The organism is Streptococcus sp. SM5 (assembly GCF_027497975.1).
Genome location: NZ_JAJNSC010000046.1, coordinates 1 through 2,332 on the forward strand (window position 1 = coordinate 1; position 2,332 = coordinate 2,332).

Annotated in this window: 5 protein-coding genes; all 5 read right to left on the minus strand. The window is 41.1% G+C overall.

The features are described from left to right. Nucleotides 1-22 precede the first annotated feature (22 nt). The gene (rplR, locus tag PAN07_RS17270) at nucleotides 23-379 is read right to left on the minus strand and encodes a 50S ribosomal protein L18 (RefSeq protein WP_000624044.1); all 357 of its coding nucleotides are present in this window, start codon (nucleotides 377-379) and stop codon (nucleotides 23-25) included. Between the two features lie 83 nt (nucleotides 380-462). After that, nucleotides 463-999: a 50S ribosomal protein L6 gene (rplF, locus tag PAN07_RS17275; protein WP_247933472.1), complete on the minus strand. Its 537-nt coding sequence runs from the start codon at nucleotides 997-999 to the stop codon at nucleotides 463-465. Nucleotides 1,000-1,185: 186 nt separating this feature from the next. Beyond that, nucleotides 1,186-1,584, minus strand: a complete 399-nt coding sequence (gene rpsH / locus PAN07_RS17280) for a 30S ribosomal protein S8 (protein WP_000245504.1) — start codon at nucleotides 1,582-1,584, stop codon at nucleotides 1,186-1,188. Nucleotides 1,585-1,764: 180 nt separating this feature from the next. Further along, nucleotides 1,765-1,950, minus strand: a complete 186-nt coding sequence (locus PAN07_RS17285; RefSeq protein WP_001085697.1) for a type Z 30S ribosomal protein S14 — start codon at nucleotides 1,948-1,950, stop codon at nucleotides 1,765-1,767. 17 nt (nucleotides 1,951-1,967) lie between these two features. Then, a partial coding sequence (rplE, locus tag PAN07_RS17290) for a 50S ribosomal protein L5 (protein WP_171485923.1) occupies nucleotides 1,968-2,332 on the minus strand: 365 nt, incomplete at its 5' end.

Genomic DNA, 2,332 nt, shown 5'->3' on the forward strand with positions numbered 1-2,332 from the left:
GCCATTTTCTAGTGTCCTCCTATTAGAATTTCAATCCGTTTTCACGAGCTGCATCAGCCAAAGCTTTCACACGTCCGTGATATAGATATCCACCGCGGTCGAACACCACTTCTGAAATACCTTTAGCGTTTGCACGTTCTGCAACGAGTTTACCGACAGCAACGGCTTGTTCAGTTTTAGTTCCTTTTGAAACTTCTTTGTCAAGAGTTGAAGCACTTGCGAGCGTTACACCCGCTACGTCATCAATCACTTGAGCGTAGATGCCTGTATTAGAACGGAATACGTTCAAACGTGGGCGATCAGCAGTTCCAGAGAGTTTTCCGCGAACGCGACGGTGGCGTTTTTGGCGGAGTTTGTTTTTATCTGGTTTTGAAATCACAGTTTTCACCTCTTTAGTTTTAAATCGTGTGCTATGCACAAAGTTGGAAAATAGGTTGGTGGTTGATGATCAACCACTCAACATTATTTACCTGTTTTACCTTCTTTACGGCGAACGAATTCACCAACGTAACGGATACCTTTACCTTTATACGGCTCTGGTGAACGAAGGCTACGTACGTAAGCAGCTGTTTGACCAACTACTTCTTTTGAAATTCCGCTAACAACGATTGTTGTTGGGTTTGGAAGTTCAAAAGTAATTCCTTCTGGAGCTTCAACTTCGTCTGGGTGAGATTTACCAACAGCCAAAACAAGTTTAGTTCCTTGAAGTTGTGCACGGTAACCAACCCCACGCATCTCAAGTTCTTTCTTGAATCCTTCTGATACACCAACAACCATGTTGTTCAAAAGGGCACGAGTAGTTCCGTGGATAGTTTTCATTTCTTTTGAATCGTTTGGACGGTGAAGAGTTACTTCAGTACCTTCCACACGGATTTCAATATCTTTTGAGAACTCACGAGTAAGTTCTCCTTTAGGTCCTTTTACAGTTACAACGTTGTCATTGTTAGTGATTTCAACACCAGCAGGCAACACGATAACTTTATTACCAATACGTGACATGTTTATTTCTCCTGTTAAATTGTCAGGCCAGAACGGCCAGTTTTCACGGGGTTAAATCGATTTCTCGATTTAAAGGAACATTTAGGTTTCAATTTCAAAGTGAATCTAGGCATCGTCTCGCAGGCATAACTTTGGGTTAGGCAAGAGACGATAACGAAGAGTCACAAAGAAATTGGGAGCTAAATATTACCAAACGTAAGCGATAACTTCCCCACCAACATTCTTTTGGCGTGCTTCTTTATCAGTAAGCAAACCTTCAGAAGTTGAAAGGATAGCAATTCCAAGTCCGTTAAGAACTTTTGGAAGGTCTTCACGTTTTTTGTAGACACGAAGTCCTGGTTTAGAAACACGTTTCAAGTTAGTGATAACTTTTTCACCGTTTGGTCCGTATTTAAGGAATACACGGATGATACCTTGTTTGTCATCTTCGATGATTTCAACGTTTTTTACAAAACCTTCGCGTTTAAGGATTTCAGCAATCCCTTTTTTGATGTTTGATGCAGGTACTTCAAGTACTTCGTGTTTAGCTTGGTTAGCGTTACGAATACGAGTTAGGAAGTCTGCGATTGGGTCAGTCATAACCATTTTGTTTTTCTCCTCTTACTAGTAGTTTGCAAGTTGCACTTGCTAGTTAATGATTGAGCTGGGCTCAGAATATGTTTCTAGGTTTCAATTCCTAAGTGAGTCTAGGCATCTGCTTGCAGGCATAACTTGAGTTAGGCAAAAGCAGATAACGACGAATCACGACGGGATTGAAAGCTAGAATTACCAAGATGCTTTTGTTACACCAGGGATTTGTCCTTTGTAAGCTAATTCACGGAAGCAAACACGGCAAAGTTTAAATTTGCGGTAAACTGAATGTGGACGACCACATTTTTCACAACGAGTATAAGCTTGAGTAGAGAACTTCGCTGGACGTTTGTTCTTAGCAATCATTGATTTTTTAGCCATTAGATTTACCTCCTATATTATTTTGCAAAAGGCATTCCAAGGCCTGTAAGCAATGCACGTGACTCTTCGTCAGTGTTAGCAGTTGTTACGATAACGATGTCAAGACCACGAGTTTTGTCAACGTCATCAAAATTGATTTCTGGGAAGATCAACTGTTCTTTCACACCAAGTGTGTAGTTTCCGCGTCCATCAAATGATTTTGTTGGAACACCGTGGAAGTCACGTACACGTGGAAGTGAAACTGAAACCAATTTATCCAAGAATTCGTACATACGTTCACCACGAAGGGTAACTTTTGCACCGATCGCAACACCTTCACGAAGACGGAAGCCGGCGATTGATTTTTTAGCTTTAGTGATAAGTGGTTTTTGACCTGAGATAA

Bases quoted from the DNA above. Each gene is read 5' to 3' on its own strand.
- rplF (WP_247933472.1), bottom strand. From the start codon at position 999: ATGTCACGTATTGGTAATAAAGTTATCGTGTTGCCTGCTGGTGTTGAA.
- PAN07_RS17285 (WP_001085697.1), bottom strand. From the start codon at position 1,950: ATGGCTAAAAAATCAATGATTGCTAAGAACAAACGTCCAGCGAAGTTC.
- rpsH (WP_000245504.1), bottom strand. From the start codon at position 1,584: ATGGTTATGACTGACCCAATCGCAGACTTCCTAACTCGTATTCGTAAC.